Annotated in this window: 26 protein-coding genes and 2 tRNA genes; 6 read left to right on the forward strand and 22 right to left on the reverse strand. The window is 38.2% G+C overall.

Annotated elements, in window-relative coordinates; all coding sequences use genetic code 11:
* Positions 1–29: 29 nt before the first annotated feature.
* Together folE and R2Q84_RS10850 are read right to left on the reverse strand one after the other, a co-directional pair.
* Positions 30–665 carry a GTP cyclohydrolase I FolE gene (folE, locus tag R2Q84_RS10845; RefSeq protein WP_316816556.1) on the reverse strand — a complete coding sequence of 212 codons (636 nt, stop codon included), beginning with the start codon at positions 663–665 and terminating at the stop codon, positions 30–32.
* An 8-nt stretch (positions 666–673) separates the two neighbouring features.
* On the reverse strand, positions 674–1087 hold the full coding sequence (locus R2Q84_RS10850; protein ID WP_316816557.1) for a 6-pyruvoyl trahydropterin synthase family protein: 414 nt from the start codon (positions 1085–1087) through the stop codon (positions 674–676).
* Positions 1088–1159: 72 nt separating this feature from the next.
* Here R2Q84_RS10850 and mqnB point away from each other — a divergent pair, with 72 nt between their 5' ends.
* Positions 1160–1792, forward strand: a complete 633-nt coding sequence (gene mqnB / locus R2Q84_RS10855; protein WP_316816558.1) for a futalosine hydrolase — start codon at positions 1160–1162, stop codon at positions 1790–1792.
* A 34-nt stretch (positions 1793–1826) separates the two neighbouring features.
* Positions 1827–2672 carry a 1,4-dihydroxy-6-naphthoate synthase gene (locus tag R2Q84_RS10860; protein WP_316816559.1) on the forward strand — a complete coding sequence of 282 codons (846 nt, stop codon included), beginning with the start codon at positions 1827–1829 and terminating at the stop codon, positions 2670–2672.
* Here R2Q84_RS10860 and R2Q84_RS10865 read toward each other — a convergent pair.
* The 8 genes from R2Q84_RS10865 to R2Q84_RS10900 form a co-directional block, all read right to left on the reverse strand.
* A complete protein-coding gene (locus R2Q84_RS10865) occupies positions 2669–3046 on the reverse strand; it encodes a hypothetical protein (RefSeq protein WP_316816560.1) in 378 nt (125 codons plus the stop codon). The genes R2Q84_RS10860 and R2Q84_RS10865 overlap by 4 nt on opposite strands.
* Before the next feature lie 4 nt (positions 3047–3050).
* A complete protein-coding gene (locus R2Q84_RS10870) occupies positions 3051–4286 on the reverse strand; it encodes an ABC transporter permease (RefSeq protein WP_316816561.1) in 1236 nt (411 codons plus the stop codon).
* An 18-nt stretch (positions 4287–4304) separates the two neighbouring features.
* Positions 4305–4943: an MBL fold metallo-hydrolase gene (locus R2Q84_RS10875; RefSeq protein ID WP_316816562.1), complete on the reverse strand. Its 639-nt coding sequence runs from the start codon at positions 4941–4943 to the stop codon at positions 4305–4307.
* A 13-nt stretch (positions 4944–4956) separates the two neighbouring features.
* Positions 4957–5541: a gliding motility lipoprotein GldD gene (gldD, locus tag R2Q84_RS10880; protein ID WP_316816563.1), complete on the reverse strand. Its 585-nt coding sequence runs from the start codon at positions 5539–5541 to the stop codon at positions 4957–4959.
* Position 5542: 1 nt separating this feature from the next.
* Positions 5543–6286, reverse strand: coding sequence for a shikimate dehydrogenase (gene aroE / locus R2Q84_RS10885; RefSeq protein ID WP_316816564.1), 744 nt, complete (start codon positions 6284–6286; stop codon positions 5543–5545).
* 26 nt (positions 6287–6312) lie between these two features.
* Complete coding sequence (locus tag R2Q84_RS10890) at positions 6313–7080, reverse strand: phosphosulfolactate synthase (RefSeq protein WP_316816565.1); 768 nt, start codon at positions 7078–7080, stop codon at positions 6313–6315.
* A gap of 67 nt (positions 7081–7147) precedes the next feature.
* Positions 7148–8551 (reverse strand): tetratricopeptide repeat protein, encoded by a 1404-nt coding sequence (locus R2Q84_RS10895; RefSeq protein ID WP_316816566.1) that lies wholly within the window; start codon positions 8549–8551, stop codon positions 7148–7150.
* A 262-nt stretch (positions 8552–8813) separates the two neighbouring features.
* The gene (locus R2Q84_RS10900) at positions 8814–9452 is read right to left on the reverse strand and encodes a GIN domain-containing protein (RefSeq protein WP_316816567.1); all 639 of its coding nucleotides are present in this window, start codon (positions 9450–9452) and stop codon (positions 8814–8816) included.
* Between the two features lie 243 nt (positions 9453–9695).
* Between R2Q84_RS10900 and R2Q84_RS10905 the strand changes: the two genes are divergently transcribed.
* Entirely contained in the window at positions 9696–12590 is a 2895-nt protein-coding gene (locus R2Q84_RS10905; protein ID WP_316816568.1) for a DEAD/DEAH box helicase, read from the forward strand.
* On the opposite strand, the gene aat is transcribed toward R2Q84_RS10905, so the two are convergent.
* Complete coding sequence (gene aat, locus R2Q84_RS10910) at positions 12583–13218, reverse strand: leucyl/phenylalanyl-tRNA--protein transferase (protein ID WP_316816569.1); 636 nt, start codon at positions 13216–13218, stop codon at positions 12583–12585. The genes R2Q84_RS10905 and aat overlap by 8 nt on opposite strands.
* A 42-nt stretch (positions 13219–13260) precedes the next feature.
* Positions 13261–14238, reverse strand: a complete 978-nt coding sequence (locus R2Q84_RS10915; RefSeq protein ID WP_316816570.1) for an App1 family protein — start codon at positions 14236–14238, stop codon at positions 13261–13263.
* Positions 14239–14285: 47 nt separating this feature from the next.
* On the opposite strand from R2Q84_RS10915, the gene R2Q84_RS10920 reads away from it, so the two are divergent.
* The gene (locus tag R2Q84_RS10920) at positions 14286–15161 is read left to right on the forward strand and encodes a diacylglycerol/lipid kinase family protein (RefSeq protein WP_316816571.1); all 876 of its coding nucleotides are present in this window, start codon (positions 14286–14288) and stop codon (positions 15159–15161) included.
* Between the two features lie 9 nt (positions 15162–15170).
* On the opposite strand, the gene R2Q84_RS10925 is transcribed toward R2Q84_RS10920, so the two are convergent.
* The 8 genes from R2Q84_RS10925 to R2Q84_RS10960 all read right to left on the reverse strand — a co-directional run bounded on the left by R2Q84_RS10925 (position 15171) and on the right by R2Q84_RS10960 (position 21603).
* Entirely contained in the window at positions 15171–15821 is a 651-nt protein-coding gene (locus R2Q84_RS10925) for a TonB family protein (RefSeq protein WP_316816572.1), read from the reverse strand.
* 50 nt (positions 15822–15871) lie between these two features.
* Positions 15872–16249: a 30S ribosome-binding factor RbfA gene (gene rbfA / locus R2Q84_RS10930; RefSeq protein WP_316816573.1), complete on the reverse strand. Its 378-nt coding sequence runs from the start codon at positions 16247–16249 to the stop codon at positions 15872–15874.
* Between the two features lie 14 nt (positions 16250–16263).
* Positions 16264–17454, reverse strand: a complete 1191-nt coding sequence (gene hflX, locus R2Q84_RS10935) for a GTPase HflX (protein ID WP_316816574.1) — start codon at positions 17452–17454, stop codon at positions 16264–16266.
* Between the two features lie 22 nt (positions 17455–17476).
* Positions 17477–18268, reverse strand: a complete 792-nt coding sequence (gene trpC / locus R2Q84_RS10940) for an indole-3-glycerol phosphate synthase TrpC (RefSeq protein ID WP_316816575.1) — start codon at positions 18266–18268, stop codon at positions 17477–17479.
* 2 nt (positions 18269–18270) lie between these two features.
* Complete coding sequence (locus R2Q84_RS10945) at positions 18271–18855, reverse strand: aminodeoxychorismate/anthranilate synthase component II (RefSeq protein ID WP_316816576.1); 585 nt, start codon at positions 18853–18855, stop codon at positions 18271–18273.
* A 4-nt stretch (positions 18856–18859) separates the two neighbouring features.
* On the reverse strand, positions 18860–20266 hold the full coding sequence (locus R2Q84_RS10950; RefSeq protein ID WP_316816577.1) for an anthranilate synthase component I family protein: 1407 nt from the start codon (positions 20264–20266) through the stop codon (positions 18860–18862).
* 357 nt (positions 20267–20623) lie between these two features.
* A complete protein-coding gene (locus R2Q84_RS10955; RefSeq protein ID WP_316816578.1) occupies positions 20624–21067 on the reverse strand; it encodes a cytochrome B in 444 nt (147 codons plus the stop codon).
* An 86-nt stretch (positions 21068–21153) separates the two neighbouring features.
* Entirely contained in the window at positions 21154–21603 is a 450-nt protein-coding gene (locus tag R2Q84_RS10960) for a GNAT family N-acetyltransferase (RefSeq protein WP_316816579.1), read from the reverse strand.
* A 133-nt stretch (positions 21604–21736) separates the two neighbouring features.
* Between R2Q84_RS10960 and R2Q84_RS10965 the strand changes: the two genes are divergently transcribed.
* Complete coding sequence (locus tag R2Q84_RS10965) at positions 21737–22147, forward strand: iron chaperone (protein ID WP_316816580.1); 411 nt, start codon at positions 21737–21739, stop codon at positions 22145–22147.
* A gap of 71 nt (positions 22148–22218) precedes the next feature.
* On the opposite strand, the gene R2Q84_RS10970 is transcribed toward R2Q84_RS10965, so the two are convergent.
* Positions 22219–22363 (reverse strand) — tRNA-Asp (locus tag R2Q84_RS10970).
* A 73-nt stretch (positions 22364–22436) separates the two neighbouring features.
* Positions 22437–22544: transfer RNA gene (locus R2Q84_RS10975), tRNA-Asp, on the reverse strand.
* 152 nt (positions 22545–22696) lie between these two features.
* Here R2Q84_RS10975 and R2Q84_RS10980 point away from each other — a divergent pair.
* Complete coding sequence (locus tag R2Q84_RS10980) at positions 22697–23170, forward strand: Lrp/AsnC ligand binding domain-containing protein (protein ID WP_015809975.1); 474 nt, start codon at positions 22697–22699, stop codon at positions 23168–23170.
* The last annotated feature ends 355 nt before the right edge of the window (positions 23171–23525 follow it).

Below are 23525 nucleotides of genomic sequence, written 5' to 3' on the forward strand. Positions count from 1 at the left end.
TTTCATCATCACTCCTTAATCCTGGTTCCTTAATGTAAATTAGCTGTAATTAATCTTAAAAATTCTGCTCTGGTTTTATCCTTCGCAAATTCACCTGTAAATGCAGAAGTTGTAGTTACAGAATTTTGCTTCTGAATACCTCTCATGGCCATACACAAATGCTTACATTCGATAACAACCGCAACTCCGGCAGGCATCAAGGTATCTTGAATACAATCTCTGATCTCATTGGTTAAACGCTCTTGTACCTGTAGTCTGCGAGCAAAAGCGTCAACAATACGTGGTATCTTACTTAAACCAACAATATGCCCATTTGGAATATAGGCAACATGGGCCTTACCAAAAAATGGCAGCATGTGGTGTTCGCACATCGAGAATACCTCAATATCTTTTACTACAACCATTTGACTATAATCCTCTTTAAACATTGCTGAACGCAAGATATGGGAAGGATCCATGTCATAGCCATGTGTAAGGTATTGCAGTGCCTTAGCCACGCGCTCTGGTGTCTTTATCAAACCTTCACGATTTGGGTTCTCCCCAATTTTTTCCAAAATATCTTTATAATGATGAGCTACAGAAGCTATTTTGTGTTCATTATAACGGTCTATTTTAATGTACCCGTTATCTTCTTCCTCATCAAAATGATTTGTGTGATTGTCCATATGTACAGTTATTGACCGAAATATTCAACAAAGTTGTTTTCAGTCTCGTAAATTTTTATGCAGTGTAATTGTGCGCCTGATTCTGCAATCAGATCGACTAGTTGTTCCCAAATGGCAATAGCAAGGTTTTCTGTTGATGCCAGTTTACCTTTCATAAAATCAACATCAAGATTTAAGTTTTTGTGATCGATCTTGTCCACAACATGGGTATTGGTAATATCTTTAAGCCACTTAAGATCCACCAAAAATCCAGTTTCAGGATTAATTTCCCCCTTAACGGTCACATACAAATGATAATTGTGTCCGTGCCAGTTTGGATTGGCACATTTGCCGTAAACTTCAGTATTTTTATCTTCAGTCCAATCTGGTCTGGACAATTTATGCGCTGCGTTAAATGATGCTTTTCTGGTTATATAAATCATTCTCTGTTATATTATTGACAAATATACGCAGAAAGGTTAAAGTAGAAAGGTTAATTATCTAACTTAGCTATCATGAAGATTCTTTTGGTTGCCGCTACAAGGGCAGAAATAGCTTTACTGATTACTCATTTCGGACTGCCGATGCAGAATTTTGTGAGAACAAAAGACTTCGATGTGCTGATTACAGGAGTAGGCATGACAGCAACTGCGTATGCCCTTGGCAAACATTTGTCAGGCCATTACAAGCTTGTACTCAACCTGGGCATTGCAGGAAGTTTTAATCAGGAGATACCTTTATCAACTGTTGTAAATGTAGTAAGCGACGAGTTTGCTGAATTGGGTGCTGAAAATGGTGATACATTTTTAAGTATCGATGAATTAGGATTTGGCAAGACAAAGTATATCGCCCGAAACAATTTACTAAACAATGAAGTCGAAAAATTACCAAAAGTGCATGGAATAACCGTAAACCGAGTACATGGCAACCAAAACAGTATTGCCAGAATGATGGAACGATTCAATCCTGAAGTTGAAAGCATGGAAGGAGCTGCAGTAATTTATTGCTGCGAAAATGAGGCTTTGCCATGTCTTCAGATCCGAAGCATCTCCAATTATGTTGAACCCCGAAACAAAGCCAACTGGCAAATCGGCCCTGCTATAAAAAACCTTAATGAATGGGCTATTGGATTTTTGACAAATACATAACCAAGCATTTTTTCTTAGTCCTTACCTTTACTACATGAAACTTAGTCTTGGCTTTTCTCCCTGTCCTAATGATACTTTTATTTTTGATGCTTTAATTCATCATAAAATTGATACCGAAGGATTAGAATTCGAAGTTTTCTTCGACGATGTGGAAACACTCAATCAAAAAGCTTTGAGAGCTGAGCTGGATATTACTAAACTCAGCTTTCATGCCTTTGCACACGTATGCGAACAATATGCATTACTGGATTCCGGAAGTGCCCTAGGCTTTGGTGTTGGCCCATTACTCATTTGTCATAACGAGGATCTGTTACAAAAGAAAAAAAATTTAGACTCAACTTATAAGGTCGGAATCCCCGGACGTTATACTACCGCGAACTTCTTACTGGGTATTGCATTCCCCCATTTGACGGATAAACAGGAAATGGTTTTCTCGGAAATTGAAACCGCATTACTGGAAGACAGGATTGACCTGGGCCTAATTATTCATGAAAACAGGTTTACCTATACCGATAAAGGTCTGCATAAAATCCTTGATTTAGGAAGTTATTGGGAGCAGGAAACAGGGTGTGCAATTCCCTTGGGAGGGATTGTCATTAACAGGAATCTCGATCGGCAGACTAAAGAAAAGGTAAACAGATTAATAAAAAAATCTGTTGAATTTGCCTTTGAAAATCCAAAATCAGGACTTGAATTCATCAAACAACATGCTCAGGAAATGAGTGAAGAGGTGATGTATAAGCATATAGAACTATACGTCAATAAATACAGTATTGAGCTTGGGACCGAAGGTAGAAAAGCCATTGACGTATTATTTAAAATGGCCCAGGAAAAAGGATTAATATCCCCAATCAAACAAAATATATACCTGATACCTTAGTTACAAGGGCCATCAGGTATTTCTTTCGTAATCTTTAACAATTTAGTCACAACCATTGTTGAGTCAAAATCAGCAGACATACTTAAGGTGTCAGACTTAATCATACGACATTCTACTTCTATATACACCGGCTCATAAGGCTTTTCAAAACCCAGGTTATTATAGGCCAGTTCCAGTGTCTTCGCACTGTCGGCAACCCAATATTCATTGCCATCCTCACACTCGGTAAAAGACTTCAACTCGGGACCATAACTATACAAGCCTTTCATGATACGAGCCTGATTATCTTTTACCTCTGTAGGTTTAGAATTACAAGCTACAACCGCGATAAGAATTGCTACTATTAAAAACAACTGACTTTTAAATATATTCATGATTTTAGAGATCTTGATTTAAATGATTAATCTTCTTCACACTTAAATTAGCTGACAAAGCTGATGCCATAAAAGAAAAAACACTAACTGTTAAAAATACGAGTAAAAAATCTTTCCATTTTAATGCAACTGGATAAGCGTTGGTAATCACCAGATTGTCCTGGGACATTTTTATCCAGCCAAATTTTTGTTGCAACAAACAAAAGATCAGTCCGATGATTAAACCAAAAACACATCCGGCCATAGTAATCATCATTCCTTCAAAAAGAAAGATACGCTTTATTAAGGTTTTGCCAGCACCAAGGCTGCTCAAAATGGCTATGTCTTTAAGTTTATCAATAACAAGCATCGTTAATGAGCCTATAATATTAAATATGGCAATAATTAATATAAATGTAAGGATGATATACACAGCCCATTTCTCACTGCCCAGAATGTTATAAAGTACCTTATTTTGCTGTATCCGGTTCTTTATTTCAAAGTCCTTACCAATTTCGCTTTCTATAGCCGCTTTAAACTTATCCGCATCAACCCCATCATTCAGGTTAATCTCAATAGATGAAACTTTTGCGGGTTCTTCCAGGAGCTTCCTCGCAAACCTTAAAGGCACTACCGCTATATTATCAAAATCCTGCTGGACTTCAAAAACCCCTGATACAGGAATAGAAAGAATAGTAAAATCATCTGCAGGATTAATCGATCCAGTATGATTACTCCTCTTTTTAGGAGAAAAAACTTGTAATGGGTTAAACGGATCAGTTGTATTAACCATCAAAAAAGTCTGTATTGCCGAACCTATAACAGCATAATTCAAACTTTTATTCTCCAGCTTGAATTCACCATCAATAGTGATACTGTCTAAACTTTTATTTTTTAAATAATCTGCACTGACGCCTTTAACCAAGCCAACCGACTGCTTGTCGTTATACCTTAATAATGCGTTTTCAGAAAGGACTTCTGTAAAAGAATAGATATCCTTTTTCTTTCTTAGTTCATTAAAATATGCGGAATTAGGATCGAATGTTTTACCCTGTGCCGGCGAGATCACGATCTGCGGTGTAATGGTATTGAACATTTTTAACACCACTTCTTCAAATCCATTGAATACGGACAATATAATAATCAAAGCTGCACTACCCACAAAAACACCTACTACAGAAATTGCAGATATGATGTTGATGGCATTGGTGGACTTTTTTGCAAAAAGGTACCTGCGAGCTATATAAAATGGTGTATTCAATACTTTTAATTCTCTTACTTACTGTAAAAAAGGATTATGTTGTTTTTCAAAACCTATGGTTGTTGATGGACCATGACCGGGATAAACCCTGCAATCATCAGGCAATATAAACAAGTTATTTTTGATACTATCGATTAATTGTAAATGGTTACCACCAGGGAGGTCTGTTCGACCTATACTACTGTAAAATAAAACATCCCCACCAATTAAAAAATTATCTGCTGCAGCATAGAAACATAAATGCGCAGGAGAATGACCAGGTGCAAATATCAATTCAAGCTGACTGTTACCAAAACTAACCTTTCCTGACTCTCCTAAAAATACTTCTGGCTCTGGTGAAAGTTCATAGTGCAACCCCATTTGTGGTACATAACCCGGTATAGCCTGTAATACATAAAGCTCCCCTTTATGAAACTGCGGCTTTAATCCCCACTGATCGTAAACAAATTTATTTCCAAACACATGATCATAATGACAATGCGTGTTCAATAAAAGTACGGGCTTTAACCCTTTCTCTTTTATAAAATTGACAACAGCATTCTGCTCTTCAGCATCGTACATTCCCGGATCAATAATTACACACTCCGCAGTTTCATCAAACAGGATATATGTGTTTTCCCGTACAGGATTAAATGTGAATTGCTTGATATTTATCATGTTTATCTTAATCTTAGTTTTTCCATTTAAAAGTACTGATCATCCGGTCTATATCCTTTTTAATAAAGTTAACTACCGGTTGAATCGAATCATATTGCGGCCTTTCGTTAAAATACAAGGCGCCTCTAAAGTAATGTTTTGTGCTGTCCGTCAAAAAGAACTGCACTGATGAAGCGGTATTGCCATCAATTGAATAGTAAATGCCGTAAACCTTTTTCTCAGGATAATTGATCACCTTCTGATCAATCGCATTTGCCTTCACTGTATGTTTAAATGCGAACGTTCTCGCGTCTTCAATTAAGTTCTCGTACTCCTTCTTTGAGGATACGTCATAATAGGTTAGGTGAATTCGTCCGTTAAACTGTGGAAACGCTAGATTGTACCAGCAAGGCTGAGTACCTCTACTACTATCAGGCACCAAAACGGCGTATTTTGGGTACTCAAATGAAAAGGGGCAATTCTGATCATAAACCTCATATGCCTTAGCAGGAAAATCTATCTTAAAATACCCTCTTGGTTTAGGCGTATAGCTGCTGCTGTTACAGGCCGATAAGGCCAGTAACCCTATGAAGAAATAAAGAAAGAAATACCTTTTCATTTTATAGATTCCAAATCTCCCAGGAACGTATCGCTTGCAAATGCAACATTTCAAGCCCATTTTTTATTTTTCCACCCTTATCTTTTACCTGTTTCAGAAAACTGGTTTCCTCCGGGTTATATACAAGGTCGTAACCAATATGTCTGTTATCTAAAAACTGATAAGGTATATCTGGAAGGCTTTCTATATTTGGTGACATACCCAGTGGGGTCGTGTTTATTAATATCGTATACCCCTGAAGCATCGCTTCATCTACCGCATCATACAAAATACTATCTTCCGAAGGCCTTCTAGTCACCACCAGGAAAGATATCCCCAATTTATTAAGCACATACTTTACTGCCTTTGCTGCTCCTCCATCGCCAAAAACCAAAGCTTTACGATGATGAGGTTCAAGTAAGGGCTTTAAAGATTCTTCAAAGCCATAAGCGTCCGTATTATAACCCTTAATGTAAGAAGTCTCGTTCTTTCGCTCAATTGCAATACAGTTTACAGCACCTATTTCTGCTGCTGCCTCATCCAGTTCATCTAAAAAAGGCAACACCTGCACTTTGTAAGGTATGGTTACATTCAGGCCCTTAAGCTCCTGCTCGTCGGCTAATAGTTTAGCAAACAGCTCTATATTTTCTATCGGATAAAGTTCGTATTCACAGTTAGCAATACGCTCTTCTTTAAATTTTTCTGCAAAGAATTTCTTTGAAAAAGAATGTGATAAAGGATAACCTATTAAACCAAATTTTCTCATTTATCTATGCGAATAGCTTTATGGAATTATTTCCCAAGGTTCAAAAAATGATCAAATGTATCACCTCTTAAACCCAGACGTATGGTTTCTAAGGGGATCACTTCTGCAGGAGCAATATTACCGATGTTTACGTTAGCTCCCAGAAGTTTAATAAACCATACCTGTTGTTCCTTTTGAGGAGCTTCCCAGATAATCGTTTCCTCCGGAATTTGCGTCAAGATCTCATCAACCAAACCTTCCCGAACTTCGCCAGAACCACGGTAAATACCTACGTTTCCACCTTCTCTAGCCTCAGCAATTACCTTCCATGAACCTGCTTCGATCTCTGCATTCATTAACTTGATCCATTTGTAAGGTGCAAATATTTTAGTCGCATCTTTAGAACCTACTTCGGAAATTACAGTTACCTGTGTAGCAAGCTTCTGAATAAATTCACATTTCAAATCATGCTCTATGGTAATAGACCCGTCAGACACTTCCGCGTACTCCATTCCAAACTGATCAAGCACTCTGCGATAATCATCAAACTGATTACGTATTACAAACGCTTCGAAAAGTGTCCCTCCAAAATAGGTAGGAATTCCAGCATCTTTGTAGATCTGTAACTTCTCTTTCAGATTTGGAGTAACAAAGGAGGTTGCCCATCCTAACTTTACAATATCAGTATGTATTCCGGCTACTTCTATAAAATCTTCTGTTTGTCTTAAACTTAATCCTTTATCCATAACCATCGTAATTCCTTTATTGCGTGGTTTTACTGGACGTTCCGGTATATTATTCAATGGGTAATTCATATAGGTCACAAAGGTGAAAAAAAATTAGACAGTTTTTATCAATACTATCTAATAAAAAGGTACAAATCTATTTAATATACCTGCTGATCACCTCAATAATCGAGCTGTTATCCTGCAATTGAGGTAGGTACTCGAACAAAATGTAGTGCTTTTCAGGATCGGTTACCAAGGCCGTTTCAAGGTATAACAAAGCTTCATTCTTTTTACCAAGGGCGAATAAATACGCTACCATACGATAATAAAGCTCTGCCGCATCGGGATTATTCTTAATTGCATCGGCAATAGTTTCCGATGCTTCCAGTAATTTACCCTGCTCATAGAGTACTGTTGAAAAATCAAGCCAGGCTTCCACATCTACCGGATTATACTCCAATACTTTATAATAAGCTTCCACAGACTCCTCTATCTGACCCAATTTATAATGCGCGTCGGCCATTGCAAACCAAAAATCAGGATTTTCGCCATCCAGCTCCAGCGCTTTTCTGTAAAAATGCAGTGATTCGAAGTAACGTTCTTCAAAGTTCAGGGTAACACCTATTCCAAACCATGCATCAGCCATCTTTGCATCCATTTTCACTGATTTCTTGTAATAAGACCTCGCTTCGTCCATCTTCTCCAGCTTCTCATAACACTCGCCAATAGCGCAATAGGTATCTGCATTTGGTGGTTCATATTCAAAAGTCTGTTTATAAACTTCAATTGCCTCCATATAACGGTCTAACTGAACAAGTGCATTTCCCTTGTTATAGTAGGCTGAAGCAAAGTTGTCTTTTATTAAGATGGCATAGTCATAAGCGTCAATTGCTTTTTCAAACAAATCAAGTTTATGATAAGAATTGGCCAGATTGTACCAGGCGGCATAGGAATACGGATCGTTATCAATATATTCCTGGTAAAACTGTATACTTTCTTCCTGTTTATCTAGTATGTCGTAACAAAAAGCAAGCTCATATAAACCGTCTTTGTTTTCCATATTTTGTTCAAGGCTCTGTTTAATGTATACAATTGCGCTTTCATAATCCAGCATATTCTGATATACGTAAGCGATTTGCAACAGAATTTCGTCTGTTGTCTCCGCAAACTCAAGCGCCTTCTGAAAGTTATCAAGCGCTTCTGAATACCGTTCTAAACTATTAAAGATGTTCCCTCTCAGAATATAGATTTCAGCTTCCGAAGCCTCCAGCATTTCTGCTTTCTGCAATGCCAAAAACGCCCTTTCTGTCTGATCAGTTATAAAAAACAACTGCGCTTGTTTAACCAAAAATACGACAGCGTAGGGATGTTGGTTTACCGCATATTCAATAACCTGAAGGGCCTTTACCGGGTCGCTCTTCTCAATATAATAATCAATAATATTTTCAAAAGCCTGGGCATCAAAAAAATACTGATCCTTATTCCGTATCATCTCCTCGTAACGCTCAACGGACCGTTGGGCATCATCACTAAAATCAAAGTAAAATTCCTCTTCCATGTATACAATAATTAAAGAACAGATCCCTGTTTGTTAAATACATTATAAGTTTACAACTATTATGCCTGGTATGCGACAAATAATTTTCAACATACACACAACCTTTTAGGTAAGTAACTGATTATATTAATAATGCGAGCAGTCCCTGATCAGAATTATTTTACAAAAGAACGTAACATTATCCGAAATCCGGTAAAATTCAGGTCATGAAAAAGCCGGGGCATAAATACTCCGGCCATTTCTTGCGCTAAAATCTAATATCTTATCTAACGATGCGTTCTGCAATTACGGTGTCCTTAGAAAGGCTCAGTACATTATTGTCTACTAAAGTCATTTCCTCAACCTGAGTGCTGGTTGTATTTAATGCAGCAAAACTCTCTGTTTTTAATTTGGCAACTCTACTTTTAATAGATACATGATCTTTTGTTGTACCTCTTAATTTCAACTCTGAGTTATCTTTTATAACTGTATAAAGGCTACCGATCTCAGCACTTACTGATGCCCTGGCTTTATCTTTTAAAAATACCTGCAATACACTTGAAGAGAATTTACCCGTTCTCACGGTTACCGTATTACTGGCATCTATTCTTTGCAAGTCTTTTACGTAAACTATAATACTAATAGGTTCTTCTTCTTTAGAATTGATAAATAATTTATCTCCTCTTTGCTTAACCGACGTAGTCGCATTATTGTAGTTTTCATAGATCACCACTTTCTGCTTATCGGATTGAATAAGTTCAACGTTTACATTTCCCGTAATCACCACCTTGTTAAAATCAATTTCTGTTGAAACCGCAAAAAAATGGGGGGCCTTCTCTGCAGCAACAGATGTATATACAGAAGAAGATAAAACGATTGCTGTGAGCGCAGAAACGAATAATGTTTTTACTAAAGTTTTCATATTTTTAAGTTTTAAGGTTGTTAAATTGTTTACATATAAGTCGTTTTATAAGCAAAAACGTTACAGCCTTTTTCTTCCTTTTAGGCAACATCTATGTAATAGCCGACGAACAGCCCAATTTTTTCGACCAACAGAAATAAAAAATCAGTAATAATTCATGTATTTTATTTGAAAGCAACTGTATTTGATGTAAGTTTAGAGATTTTTAAATGCTTATCCTCTGATTGTTTTAATCCTTTGCCAATGTTACGTGTAGATAGTTCCAAACCTTGCAAAATTGTATACTCTATATGTAAACACGCGTATCTTGGTTACTTAATTGAGCCTCATATTGTTCAATTAAACCCTCAGGGAGACTTTTCATTAACTTATCAGCGTATTTTTTCTCACACGGCAGGTGAATTTGCAAAACACCTAACAGAAAGGGATCTTAAACTCATTAAAATACTTGATGAAACGGAGCAGGATTACATTATCAAGAAATTTCATAAAAAAGCGATCAGGCCGGTAGAATTCTTTAGCAAGTTTTTTAATGATAAGTTTTATGAAAGCGTGCGACCAAAGATTGAAAAGAAATTATCAGAGGTACTGGAGTTTTTAAAAGAGGAAGGCCGTTTATATCTGATGGATAAAGATGGATGGCCTGCCGAAAGAAAAATAGAAATCGCTGCCGAACCTTCAACGGTATTATTTCACTTTAGAAGAAATGAAACCGAAACACGTTACTTCCCAACGATAAAACACCAGGGCTTACGTATTGACTTTATGTTTAAAGACGCTCAAATCATCAGCAATCAACCTTCATGGTTGCTGCTTAATGATATGCTTTATTTCTTTGAACAGGATATTGAAGGCAAAAAACTACTCCCCTTTTTAAACAAGCGGTTTATCACCATCCCGAAATCAACCGAAGAAGCTTATTTTGGAAAATTCGTAGCTCCCCTGATAGAGAAATATCACGTTTATGCAGAGGGCTTTGACATCAAAACAGAGAAACACGAGCCAACTCCTGTCATAAAAGTCATTTATGTGGATGGAGGCGTATCGCAGCTGCAACTGTATTTTAATTATGGTGACCATGCCTTTGCTATGGGCAATGAGAAAAAAGTAACGGTACACTTACATAAAGAAAAGGATAATTACATTTTTACACGCATTAAAAGAAATGTAGCCTGGGAAAAACAAAAGTTCAGCGACCTTATTGAACTTGGTTTAAAAAAAACAAGTGCATTATATCACCACCTGGAGGTGGCCGTCGACCATGAAGAAGATCAATCCTACGCAGTCATCAACTGGGTTAACGAACATTTAGAGCAGTTAAAACAGGAAGGTTTTGAAATAGAACAGCATCGCGGCAATAAGAGATTTCTGTTTGCGGTAAACAAAATAGATTTTGAAATTAAAGAAGACAATGACTGGTTCGATATCAATGCCATTGTTTACTTTGGCAACCATCCCGTGCCCTTCATCTCTTTAAAACAACATATCCTTCATAAAAAAAGAGAATTTACACTCCCCGATGGCTCAATTGCCATTATCCCGGATAAATGGTTTACCCAATATGGTAGCCTATTCAGTCTTTCGGATGGGGGCAAAGCACTTAAGCTTAAGAAGCATCATATTGGTCTGATCAATGAACTTGCTGAAGATGGCATCGCCAATATTACCTTAAGTCGTAAGCTTCAAAAGCTTAATGATTTTGAGAATATTGCAGATACACAAATGCCGGTTCATTTTAAAGGCGATTTACGCAGCTATCAAAAAGCAGGATACAACTGGTTCAGCTTTTTAAGGGAATATAACTTTGGAGGCTGCCTAGCCGATGATATGGGTCTGGGTAAAACCATACAGACCTTGGCAATGCTGCAAAAACTTAAGGAAGAAGATCAGGAAAACGGCAAACACAGTACCTCACTTATTGTTATGCCCACTTCATTAATCTACAACTGGCTAAATGAGGCGAAGAAGTTTACACCAAAGTTAAAAATCCATGCCCACACCGGAACATCAAGGAATAAAGATGTAAGCAGGTTTTCCGATTTCGACATCATCATTACCACCTATGGTATTACCCGGGTAGATATTGATACAATCAAGGATTTTTACTTTAGCTACATCATCCTTGATGAAAGTCAGAACATCAAAAACCCTTCATCTAAATCTTTCAAGGCGGTGAAAGCACTTAAATCAAGACATAAACTGATCCTGAGTGGTACACCTGTTGAAAACTCTGTCAGCGATCTTTGGACCCAGCTTACTTTTTTAAATCCGGGGTTACTTGGCACGCAAGCTTTCTTCAATGAAGAGTATGTACAGGCGATTGAAAAGCGAAAAGATGAAGATAAAGCCCGAAAACTACAGGCCATCATTAAGCCTTTTGTGTTGCGAAGAACAAAAGAACAGGTAGCAGCAGAATTACCTGCTAAAACCGAACAGATCTTCTATTGTAATATGAGTGAAGATCAGGCAGCATATTACGAAAAAACCAAATCTGCTTACAGAAACGACCTGTTAACGGCTATGGATGACGGGACTTATGCCAAAAAGCAAGTACAGCTTTTACAGGGGCTTACTGCCTTACGTCAGTTGGCTAATCACCCGGTCATGATTGATGATGAATATACCTCCGACTCCGGAAAGTTTGAAAATGTGGTACATACGCTCGACAACGTTCTTAAAGGCGGGCATAAAGTGCTCATCTTTTCTCAGTTTGTAAAGCATTTAAGTATTTTCAGGCAATACCTGGATGAGGAAAAAATCCCTTTTGCTTATCTTGATGGATCCACTAAAAACCGCGGAGAAATAGTTGCCGAATTTCAGCAGAACACCGAATTAAAAGTCTTTTTAATTTCTATAAAAGCCGGAGGTGTAGGCTTGAACTTAACACAGGCTGATTATGTATTTATCCTCGACCCCTGGTGGAACCCTGCTGTTGAACAACAAGCGATTGACCGGACACACAGGATAGGGCAAGACAAAAAAGTTTTTATATATAAGTTTATTGCGAAAGACACTGTTGAAGAAAAGATCCTTGCGCTTCAAAACCGCAAAAAGAGACTTGCCAGTTCTCTAATTACCACGGAAGAGAGTTTCTTCAAATCACTAAGCAAAGAAGATATCAGCGAGCTGCTTAAATAACCTTCAAATAGCTCTGATACTCTTCGTTACTAATCATTTCGGCACCAAGACTCATTAAATGGTCGTTAGGTAGCTGACAATCTATGACCTTAAATTTTTTATGCTTACAGAGCCAGATCAACGCATATTTAGAAGCATTGCTGACCTTACTGAACATACTTTCACCACAAAAGACCTGGTTCATCTGAATTCCATATAGTCCGCCAACCAGTTTATCTTCCTGCCAGACTTCTACACTATGTGCGTAACCCAATTTATGTAATGTGATATAAGCCTGTTGCATATCTCTGGTTATCCAGGTTCCCTCCTGATCTTTTCTACCAATTTTAGCACAGGTCTCAATCACCTCTTTAAACGCTTCATCGTAGGTAACTTTAAAAGTACTTCCTTTAAACAACTTAGCCATGCTTTTGCTCACCATTACGCAATCGGGAAAAATAACGCAACGTTCTACAGGGGCGTACCAGCATATCGGATCACCCTCGCTAAACCAGGGGAAAATCCCATTTTGATACGCCAGGATCAACCGATCAGGCCTTAAATCACCTCCTATTGCTAATAACCCATCCGGATCTGCCAACTCCGGATTTGGAAAAACGACCCTATTATCGTCTAACTTAAAAACCATAATGCAATATTACATACTAAAATATTATGTACCTAGGTTCATTTAAAGAATTAATCCAATCTTTTTGGAATGCGATATTGCTTCTTCGCTATTGTTATAAAGACAGGTTTTAACCTGCTGTGCAGCTTCCAACGCATCGAGCAAAGTCTTTGCTTCAGTTTCCTTTTCCTTCCGGATATTACGAATGTATATGGCTTCAATATTCTTAGGCCGCTTATGCGCAATAGTCGTATAAATAGCAGGATCCTGCTGTGAATTATCGCCAAAAAAAACAAAGCGCTGATTCGGGAAGGCATCCAGAATGCGCATTACCCGCATCAGCTTCCCTTCATGTCCTGTTTTGCCTGTTTTTATTAAATCCTTCCATCTTTTAATCTGGTTTAGCAGAAAAGCACCTTCGGGCAACCTGTTAAATCTAAAAGATTCAACCAGGTAATCATATAAATTCCATTCGCTACTTGAAACATAGAAAAAAGGATTAGGCTGTCCTGCGTCTGTATGCGACAAAGCCAGTAAACTATAGTGTTTTTGTGCTTCTCTAAAAGTTTTCCGGGTCCTTGGGTTTTTTATAAAAAGCTCCCTTAATCTACGTATAACAGTCGCAGAATGCGAAATCATAATGGTATCGTCAATATCTGATATAAAAGCAAACTGGGTAATATGAGGCACGTAAACAAGTCCTTCACCAGCTGTAAGTATCCTTTCACTTTTTCCCAAAACCTCCACCTTCACCCTATGCCACCCGGCAACTACTTCCTTCTCCGCCCTCCATTCAAATTTGAAAAAACCATCATATTCGGTGTGCCCATAAATAGTTTGGCCATAAAATTGCAACCTAACCTTTACAAATGGATATGGTTTAAGCACAAAGAGTTTTAACAGATGAAAAATGTTTACAAAAAGATTATTGCTATATATCTGCTTAACTTTTGCTTTGAAACGGAATACATGTCCATATACAACTAAATTATGGGTATGACCATAACCATGATAAACTTTAACACTTACGGATTTATTCATTACTAATTAAAACAGACTAACACAGCAGTTGTTTTTGCTATTACAAGATGGAAGAAAAACGTTCAAATATAAAATTACTATTTATTATCAACCCAAGCTCAGGAAGCGGGGAAATAAACTTTTCCGAAGTGATCAACGCTTATTTCACGGATAAACCAAATGATTTTGAGCTTTATGAACTTTCGAACAATTGTACGCTGGAAAAGATAAAAGCCGTAATAAAAAAATCAAAAGCCAACCGGGTAATCGCTGTGGGAGGGGATGGTACTCTAAAACTTGTCGCTGAATGCCTGTTTGAAACTGATACGCCTATTGGCATCATTCCGGCGGGCTCAGCAAATGGGATGGCCCGTGAACTGGGTATTCCAACGGAAATAGAGCAAGCACTTGACCTCACTTTAAGCGGCAGTCCTAAAAAGATACATGCCATTATTGTAAATGGTGAGTTGTGTATTCATCTGGCCGACATAGGCTTTAATGCTTACCTCGTTAAGAAATTTGATGCTTTACCTCAGCGTGGCATGCTGGGCTATGCTAAAGCAGCCTGGCAGGCTTTATGGAGTCATCACAAAATGCATGTGGAATTAAAGATTAAAGATAAACTGATCAGTGCAGAAGCAGCCATGGTGGTTATTGCCAATGCGACCATGTATGGAACCGGAGTCAAGATTAATCCAGATGGACAACTCGATGACGACCTCTTTGAGGTGATCCTGGTTAAGGAATACTCGATTATGGAGATCCTAAAAATTCGCTTTACGAACCGTCGTTTTAACCCTAAAAATATTGAATCATTTCAAACCAGCGATCTCGCCATTAAGACCAAACACAAAGCGCATTTTCAGGTCGACGGCGAGTACAGAGGAAAGGTTAATGGTGTAAAAGCTCACATCATTACAGAAGCAGTTAACATTATTCACTAAATGGAATGATTACCTACAATACTTATCAAGCATTTCATTTGCCAGATCAGACCCCATATATTTCACAAAAAGGAAATCTTCACAAGCGCCTTGTTTGTCTTTTTGCTTTAACTTTTTGAGGCCATCTTTAATCCGCGCAGCAAAATACTCATCGTCGTAGCCTAGCTCTTCTCTTAGCGCAACGAACCTTGGCTCATCTTCTTCCCTATAGGTTCCCTTTTCCTTGTTTTTGTAAAAGTTCTGTATGGAATTCACCAGTCCTATATTGGACTTATAAGCAGTTATAGCATTTTGAATATCCTGGGGATTTTTATCACTACAATTATAGCCAGACAAACTAAATTTCATAGGAGCGATAAGCGAAACGGTTGTATCATGTCCCTGTGGAATAGTCCACTTGCCGCTGCTCAGCCTGATCAACCTTAGAGCCTCATCATCCAGGTCAGTACCAATTCCAGAACTAATCTTTGAGAAGTATACCTCCCCGGCATTATTTAACTTAAAGCTGATAATTACCGTTCCTTGTATACAATTAGATAGGGAATACCTGGGATATACACTATTGTTGGCCACAAAGGCCTCCAGTCCGCCCTTTATTACGGGCTGGGCCTTTAAAGTAAAAGCGGATAACACAAGGAATGCGAAAATAATCCTGACCATGTACTAATTTACACATTTTAAATCAAAGCGATTTAAAACAAGGGGATTAATTAAGCTTCTTCAGTCCCGTTTTCTTTGCGGTCTTTCGAGATCTTATCAAACAATTTATCCATGTGCTCAACATACTCATTTGTATCATCTACAAAGAAGGTAAGCGTTGGAATCACACGGGCCTGGTGACGAATCCTTGCGCCCAGTTTATATCTGATCTCCCCGGCATGCGAGTTTACTTCAGCAACCGACAGGCTGGTGTTATTTGTATTTAAGAAGCTTAGGTAAACCTTAGCAACAGCAAGATCGGGCGAAACCCTAACCTTAGTGATCGTAACCAATGTATTCGGCAAATAGGCCGCTCCTTCACGCTGAAAAATTGCAGCTAACTCTTCTTGTATAATCCCGGCAAATTTCTGTTGACGTTTACTTTCCATAATGGTTCTTTCTATTAATATAACAACTTATCATAGGGATAACGCTCCGTATGTAAAGCAACAACTTTATCGTATAATAGTTGTTTAAATTCTTCTAAATTTTCTTTGTGCAAGGCTGAAATAAATATTGCAGGTGCATTTTCTGATCCCATCCAGCTCTTTTTAAAATCCTCAAGCGTAAGCTCAATCTTTTCCTCTTCCTCATGATCAGGTTCCGGACTCACATAAGCATCAATTTTATTGAATACCATAATGGTTTCCTTATCTCTGGCACCAAGATCCTTAAGCGTTTCATTAACCACATTGATCTGATCCTCAAAATTAGCATGAGAAACGTCTACCACATGGATCAGGATATCTGCTTCACGAACTTCATCAAGTGTCGATTTAAAACACTCTACCAGGTGATGTGGTAACTTCCTGATAAACCCAACTGTATCAGACAATAGAAAAGGGAGGTTCTCAATCACCACCTTACGCACCGTAGTGTCAAGTGTAGCAAAAAGTTTATTCTCGGCAAAGACTTCCGATTTAGAAAGCATATTCATGATGGTCGATTTACCGACGTTGGTATAACCTACCAGTGCAACCCGAATCAACTGACCACGGTTTTTGCGTTGTGTTTCATTTTGCTTATCTATCAGCTTCAACCGACCTTTCAAAAGAGAGATCTTTTCAAGGATCATCCTTCTATCACTCTCAATCTGCGTCTCACCCGGTCCGCGCATACCAATACCACCTTTCTGACGTTCAAGGTGGGTCCATAAACGTGTTAAACGTGGCAGTAAGTATTGCAACTGAGCTAGCTCCACCTGTGTCTTAGCTTGCGCTGTTTGTGCCCTGCCGGCAAATATATCCAGGATCAGGTTACTGCGATCCAATACTTTTACCTGCAGTTCCCTTTCAATATTTCTTAGTTGTGATGGTGAAAGCTCATCATCAAAAACAACCATATCAATCTCTTCCGACTTTACGTAAGCCTGTATCTCTTCCAGCTTTCCTGTACCAACAAACGTTGCCCGGTCTGGTTTAAGCATCTTCTGGGTAAATTCGCGCACGACCAATCCACCTGCTGTATCCACCAAAAAGGCCAGTTCATCCAGGTATTCCCTGGTTTCTTCAGGCCTTTCACCAGGCCTGATCACCCCTACAAGTACTGCTGTTTCCTGTTTAAGTGCTGTATCGAAATATTTCTGTTTTCCCATGTAAAGTACAAAGATACAAAAGTTATACCGAGATCAGTTGTGCTGCAAAATCATGCATCGCCTGTCCCGGATTAGTTGTTTTCATAAAATTCTCCCCAATCAGGAAGCCATTAAAGCCTGCAGCCTTAAGCTCCATTATAGTTTGAGGCGCACTTATGGCACTTTCCGAGATCTTCATGAACTCGTCAGGAATCTGGCTTACCAAATCAAAAGAAGTTTGAATATTCACGGTAAAATCGGCCAGGTTACGGTTATTAACACCTATAGCATCTAAATCTTTACAAATACTACGTTGTAATTCTTCCAGGTTATGCACTTCAAGCAACACATTTAAACCGAGGCTTTTTGCCAATTCAGAAAGATTTTTAATCTCTGCAGGTGTCAAAATAGCAGCGATTAACAAAATAATGTCAGCACCTAAAGCTTTGGCCTCTAGAATCTGATATTCATCAATCATGAAATCCTTTCTTAAAACTGGAATTTCATTGGCTGCTCTGGCCGCCAGCAAATCGTTGGTATGTCCCCCAAAAAAATCAACATCTGTAAGCACCGAAAGTGCCGAGGCTCCTGCAGCAGCGTAAGCTTGCGTTACCTCTTCCACTTTTACCTGATCGTTAATAATTCCTTTTGAAGGCGATCTGCGTTTGAACTCAGCGATTATACCTGTCCGCACCGGATCCAGTAAAAACTCTTTAAACACATACGGGTTACGGCTAAAATGCAATCCCGCTTCCAGCTGCTGTACCGAAACAGCTTGTTTAGCCAGCGCTACCTCTTCCTTTTTGCGTAATACAATTTTGTCTAAAATAGTCATATCTAGCTTTCTAACCAGTTTCTCATCATTTCTTTTCCATATTCAGTTAGCACACTTTCCGGGTGAAACTGAACGCCGCGAACATCAAAATCATTGTGTCTTAAGGCCATAATTTCTTTATCAGCATCGATTGCTGTTATCCTCAGGCAGGCTGGTAATCCTTCATTGCTCACCACCCATGAATGATAACGTCCAACATTAATGGTTTCCGGACAATTCTTAAAAAGCAATTCTGCTTTATCCAAGACAGTAATCGGCGTTGCAATACCATGCATCGGTCTGCCCAAATTTAGTAAAGTTCCGCCAAAAGCTTCTGCAATGGCCTGCTGTCCCAAACAAACACCAAGTATGCTTTTTGTTGGGGCATAAGTTCTAATTACGTCCAATAATAATCCGGCTTCTTCGGGTATCCCCGGGCCTGGCGACAAAATAATCTGATCAAATTGATCTACATCGGCCAGATCAAATTTATCATTTCTCCAAACCTCCACATCTCTGCCCAATTCATTTACCAGGTGTACTAAATTATAAGTAAAGGAGTCATAATTATCTATAACCAATACCTTTTTTTGTATGCTCTTATCCATTTTCTTAAATATCTGTAGCCATTTGTATTGCCTTGCGCAGAGCAGCAATTTTATTATTTACTTCATTCAGTTCACTTTCCGCAACAGAATCTGCAACAATCCCTGCCCCAGCCCTGTAATGCAACTGGTTATTTTTACTCATAAAGGTCCTGATCATGATCGCATGGTTAAACTGGTCGTTAAAACCCATATAGCCAATTGCACCTGCATAGAAATTTCTACCCAGCCCTTCATACTCATCAATCAGCTGCATTGCCCTGTATTTTGGCGCTCCACTAAGGGTCCCTGCCGGATAAGTATCTGCAACAACTTTAAAAGCCGACACATCATGCTGGAGATTCCCACTTACTTTCGACACCAGGTGAATCAAATGCGAATAATATTGTACTTCTTTAAAAGATTTTACTTCAACACCATTACAATGTCTGCTCAGATCATTTCTAGCCAGATCTACCAGCATCACATGCTCGGCGCTTTCTTTCGGATCCTGTTCCAGTTTACGCGCCAACTCCGCATCTTCAGCGTCATTTCCAGTACGTTTAAAAGTTCCGGCGATAGGGAAAATATTAGCTACGTTGTCATTTATAGTAATTTGTGCTTCAGGTGAAGAACCAAAAAGTTTAAAACTGCCGTAGTCAAAATAAAACAGGTAAGGCGACGGATTGATAGATCTTAAACAACGATAAACATTAAACTCGTCACCTAAGAACCCCTGGTTATATGCCCTTGAAGGAACAATCTGAAATACATCCCCCCGCAAAATGTGCTTTTTCATTTTCTCCACGATGTCCATAAAGTCTTCATTGCTCATGTTGGAATCTTCTTCTCCATCAATTTTAAAGCTATATTCAGGGAAGTTTTTATTCTGAATAATGTACTCCAGCTTTTCCAGATCGTTATTATCATCTCCGTTAAAAGTATTTTTAAACAGCGTGATCTCATTCTTAAAGTGATCGATGGCAATGATATAGCGATAAATATGGTACTGCATCACCGGGATCTCCTGGCCTTCCGGAGTAATGGCGGTAAATTTAATGTCTTCAAAATGCGGTACCGCATTCCAGGTAAAATAACCAAACAAACCACTCGATATGTACCGGGTATCCTCTACTACTTCAGGTTTAAATAATACTTTAAAAGCATCGATCTCTTCAGTCAGTACAAATTTCTTCTTCTCGGCCTTCTGGCCGTCCGGAAAATAGGTCGACAATACGCCATCTTGTAATATAATGCCTGCAACCGGCTCGGCACAAACATAACTTACAGAATTTGACCGACTATGATAATCAGAACTTTCCAACAAGATGGTGTTGGGAAACACATCCCTTAACCGCAGGTAAATACTCACGGGTGTGGTGGTATCTGCAAGTCTTTTTTTGTAGGTCGTGTTAATTATGTAATTAGTATCCATATTAACTATTGCTTTAATATTGTTTAACGTTCTATTTCTAAGTACAATCGTCCTGAATTCGTCATATACCAACATCAGGATCTAACCTTCTCTTGCGAGATCCTGAAATAAATTCAGGATGACGAACAACATACTCCTGCACAACAAAAACCAAATATTATTATACAAAAAACCCCAACGTGTGGTCTACGTCGGGGTTTTAATGTGGTTTGGTTTAGGTTGATAAACTATAAGGTACACAAAGCTACGACTAGACTCTTTTCAGGAGCGCTACGCCATTGCCAAGTATGTATATTGTTAATCATGAGCCACAAAAATATAAATAAATCTTACAATGCAAAATTATATTTGTAATTTTTATGAAACACCGAAGAACGAACGCGAAGGATCTGCGTTAACCATAGCTATAATTGCAGCTACAATAATGATCAGGGCAAGGCCAAAATAGAGGGCAACAGAACGATGTTTTACCGTTGCATCCGTACCTTTTTTAGATCTCGCATTTCCTACAGTGATCAAAATAATGGCAAAAATCATCATTCCGATGTGTTCCATTTTCCAATAACGACCCATTGCAATCGAGCTGTCAATTTTGTACCATCCATTCATAAAATAGAGGATTAAGCCCAATAAAAGCTGAATGTGTGCAGAAATCAAGGTGAAAAGATTTACTTTTCTATTTCCTTCTGTATAAGGTTTTTTACCAAGCCAGCCCGAAAGCGCCTGAATAAGCGCCACTACCAACAAAATTAAAACCAGGTAACGCCAACCTGAATGTGCGCTTTTTAAAATCTGATCCATAAAAGTTTTTCTTTCAAACTTAGGTAATTAGTTTTTGATTAGGACAAAAGGGAAAAAGCTAAATGTTATTTTAGAATAATTATAAATTACGGACCCTGTTCTATTTTCATCACATACTTATCTATCCCCCTGGCAAAACCATCAGGTATTACCTCAATTGTTTTAAAACCCCTTTTCAGGTAAAATCCTGCTGTATACTGAGAAGTATCCACTTTATAAACCTTACCAGGGTATACCTCTTTTAAAAGATTTAACCGGTACTCGGTAAGCATTTTGCCAATACCGGTCTTGTGCTGACTAACATGGACCATTCCCCAGGCCAAGCCACCTTCATCTGTGTCTTTGTCTAAAAATATTCCTCCACAAGCTACAATAGCTCCATCTTTTTCAACAACGAAATAGTTGTCGTCAACATCCCGGTCTAAAAATTCGATAAAGAGTTGCAGCTCTGCGGCCGCAAAGAATTTAGGCATATTGCTTTCAAAAATTTCAATACATCTCTCCTTAAATACAGGCGTATACTTTAGTATCTTCATGGTTAACTGGTTTTTTGGTTTACCACAAGTTACAAATCTTTTGTCGTAAACTTCCCCTAAAATTGACGCCAATCCCCCCTTCTGCTTCAACAAATGTCTGCGATATTTGTTATCAACCTAAAAATAAAAGAGAATGACTGCTGAAAAAACAAAATTTACAACCGTTGATCAATACATTAATTCCTTTTCGGATAATATTCAATTTCTATTAGAAGTGATCAGGGAGACCATCCAGGAAAATGCCCCCGAAGCAGAAGAAGTGATTAGTTACAATATTCCTGCATTTAAATTTCATGGGATGCTTATTTTTTATTCTGCTTATACCAATCATATCTCCATTTCTATTCCTCCATCAAAGGTCTATGAGGTATTCAAAAATGAGCTATCGGCATACAAAGTAAGTAAATCAGCTATCCAACTACCGTACAACAAACCGTTGCCATTAAAACTCATTAAAGAAATGACGCAATTCAGGGTTAAGGAAAATCTGGAACTTGCTGAGAAGAAAAAAAGTAAGGGAAAAATAAGCAATGCTAATGCCTAAGAGGCAAAAAAAAAAGAGTAACCCCATCCAAGATTACTCGTTTTTAACTAACTTATTATTCATAAAAAAACTGGCTGTTGGGGAAGGAGTCGAACCTTCAAGGGGTAGTTAGCTACAGTTCAAAAATTAATTTGTGGTCAACCCATAAACTGCGTTTATCCATTTATCCCCACCACCGAGACAAGAAGGCGTGTCTGCCAATTTCACCACCCAACATTCTTTAAAAGTACTAAATTTTAATTAAGTTTAAGATTTTGGTTTAGGTTGATTTTGATCTTAAACTTAATTGCTGTAGGGGAAGGAGTCGAACCTTCAAGGAGTAGTTAGCCCTTACGGGTTTTCCATATTCTCCACCACCGAGACAAGGAGGTGCGTCTGCCAATTTCACCACCCTACAGAGTATAAGCAAATGTTAAAGAACTATTTTTTGTTACTTGCTTGATACAAATGTAACAACAACCCCTATACGTTACAAATATTTTAATCATTTTATTTTATTTTTACGAAGTTTATAATTATATTTGATTATCGTTAACAAATATCAAAATCATGCTTAGAAAAGAAAGCCAAAATTTAGAAATTGATAACCTGGATATCGACATCTTAAAACAATTGATGCATGATGCGACCAAACCTTATACAGAAATTGCAAAAGATCTGATTGTTTCGGGTGGAACCATCCATGTAAGGATGAAAAAACTACAGGAAATGGGCATTATTAAAGGTTCTCATTTAATAATTGACCCACAGAAAGCGGGATATGATGTAACTGCCTTTTTGGGTATCTATCTGGAAAAAGGTATTCAGTATAAAGATGCTGTTGAGCAACTGAGCAAAATTAAAGAAGTAGTTGAGCTGCATTATACTACTGGAGCATATAGTATGTTCGCTAAAATCATCTGTAGAGACACCAGTCATCTCAGACATGTGCTGAATGAAGAAATACAAGCGGTACCGGGAATACAGCGCACAGAGACGCTAATTTCACTCGAAGAGAGTATCAGGAGACAGATTGAGCTTTAGGAGCTCAATCTGTCCCCCAAATGACGTACTCATTTAAATTCTTAAATTGGAGATTCTATTAATGTATACAGCTAATTTACTTATAGATAGCATCGATTATACAACCATCAGAAAACAGCTTATAAAGCGGTTAATTTTTGAGATGGCCTTTTTACAGCATAGAGACTAATATTCCGTGTAATGACTTAAAAAGTGGCCTGGCTAAGCTCTATACTCTCTTATATGAAGAGGGATTCTAAGGTTCATCACTTAAATTTAATATGCCAGACCTGGCCTGATGTTTTCCTTTTAAAGAGACATGACTTCTCAGCCCCACATCTAAGGGAATCTTCAAAACCGTTATAAACAAGAAAAT

The sequence above is a fragment of the Pedobacter nyackensis genome, assembly GCF_032678475.1.
Classification (GTDB): domain Bacteria; phylum Bacteroidota; class Bacteroidia; order Sphingobacteriales; family Sphingobacteriaceae; genus Pedobacter; species Pedobacter nyackensis_A.